Genomic DNA, 1,968 nt, shown 5'->3' with positions numbered 1-1,968 from the left:
ATTAGATATCCAATTCTGCCGTATCGCCTTCTTTTTCCATCCATGCGCGGCGGGCGGCGGCTTCGCCTTTGCCCATCAGTTTGACGAAGATATCGCGTGTTTCGTCATCTGCACCTTCTGGGATTTGTACCTGCAACAGACGGCGGGTGTCGGGGTGCATGGTGGTGTCTTTGAGCTGGTCGGGGTTCATCTCGCCCAAGCCTTTGAAACGGCTGATGGAATAAGCAGTTTCTTTAACGCCTTCTTTTTGCAGTCGCTCCAAAATGCTGTCGAGTTCGTTTTGGTCGAGGGCGTAGAATTTGCGGGCGGGTTTGCTTTTGCCTTGTGCGTTGACATCGACGCGGAACAGCGGCGGCTGGGCGACGTAGATGTGTCCGTCGGCGACCAGTTTCGGGAAGTGGCGGTAGAACAGGGTCAACAGCAAAACTTGAATATGCGAGCCGTCCACGTCGGCATCGGACAGGATGGCAATTTTGCCGTAGCGCAGGCCGCTTAAATCGGGATTATCGTTGATTCCATGCGGATCAACGCCGATGGCAACGGAAATATCATGGATTTCGGCATTACCGAAGAGCTGGTCGGGGTGGACTTCAAAGCTGTTAAGCACTTTGCCGCGCAGGGGCAGGATGGCCTGTGTGGCTTTGTCGCGGGCAAGTTTGGCTGAGCCGCCGGCGGAATCGCCTTCGACGAGGAAGAGTTCGTTTTCGCGGATATCTTCACTTTCGCAGTCGGTCAGCTTACCGGGCAGGACGGCGACGCCGCTGCCTTTTTTCTTTTCAATCTTTTTAACTGAATGCATCCGTGCTTGTGCCTGACGGATAGCGAGTTCGGCGATTTTTTTGCCGAAGTCCACGTTTTGGTTCAGCCACAATTCCAAAGGGTCACCCGATACGGTGGCAACAAGTTTCAGTGCGTCGCGGTTGGTCAGTTTGTCTTTGGTTTGACCTTGGAACTGCGGGTCGAGGACACGGGCAGAGAGGACGAAGGCGGTTTTGCTGAACACGTCGTCGCTTTGTACTTTTACCCCGCGCGGCAAGAGGTTGTGCAGATTGATGAAGTTGTTGACGGCGTTGAACACGGCTTGTTTCAAGCCTGCTTCGTGCGTGCCGCCCAAAGGGGTGGGGATGAGGTTGACATAGCTTTCGTTGGCGCATGAGCCTTCTTCCAGCCAAGTCAGGGCAAATGCTGCACCTTCGCCAATGCTGAAATCGCCATTGTGGCCGTCTGAAATGTAGTTTTCACAAGAGAAGATAGGCACGGCTTCTTGCGCGTCGGCAATGAGGTCGGTCAGATAGCTTTTCAGGCCGTCCGGGTAGTGCCAAGTTTGGGTGTGCGCTTCATCTTCGCCTTTGACCGGGCGGGTTAGGGAAACGCGCACGCCGGGCAGCAATACGGCTTTGGCGCGCAGCAGGCGTTCAAGTTCGGGAATGCTGTAATTCGGGCTTTCAAAATATTTGCCGTCCGGCCACATGCGCACTTCGGTACCGCTGTCTTTGACGGCGCATTTGCCCACTTCAGTCAATGGCTCAATGACGTCGCCACCGGAAAAGACGATGCGGTGGATTTTTCCTTCGCGTTTGACCGTTACTTCAAGGCGGGTGGAGAGGGCGTTGGTAACAGATACGCCAACGCCGTGCAGGCCGCCTGAAAAGGCATACGCGCTGCCGCCGTCTTTTTTGTTGAACTTGCCGCCTGCGTGCAGACGGGTGAACACGAGTTCGACTACGGGTACGCCTTCTTCAGGGTGCAGGCCGACGGGAATACCGCGGCCGTTATCACGGACGGAAAGAGAACCGTCTTCATGAATTTGCACGTCAATTTCAGTCGCGAAACCGCCCAACGCCTCGTCCGCCGCGTTATCAATCACTTCCTGACAGATATGGGTCGGGCTGTCGGTACGGGTGTACATACCGGGACGTTCTTTGACCGGCTCCAAGCCTTTGAGGACGGTAATGCTGGATTCGCTGT

The 1,968-nt window shown here is 55.3% G+C and carries 1 protein-coding gene; it reads right to left on the bottom strand.

Features of this window, described 5'->3' with window-relative positions; all coding sequences use genetic code 11:
* Window position 1: 1 nt before the first annotated feature.
* The coding region (locus tag ACTHUE_RS17055; protein WP_440424039.1) for a DNA topoisomerase IV subunit B at window positions 2-1,968 on the bottom strand (1,967 nt) is incomplete at its 5' end.

The sequence above is a fragment of the Neisseria sp. P0021.S005 genome, from assembly GCF_051956955.1.
Note: the sequence above shows the minus strand (reverse complement) of the source record. Positions and strands in the feature narration are given on the sequence as shown.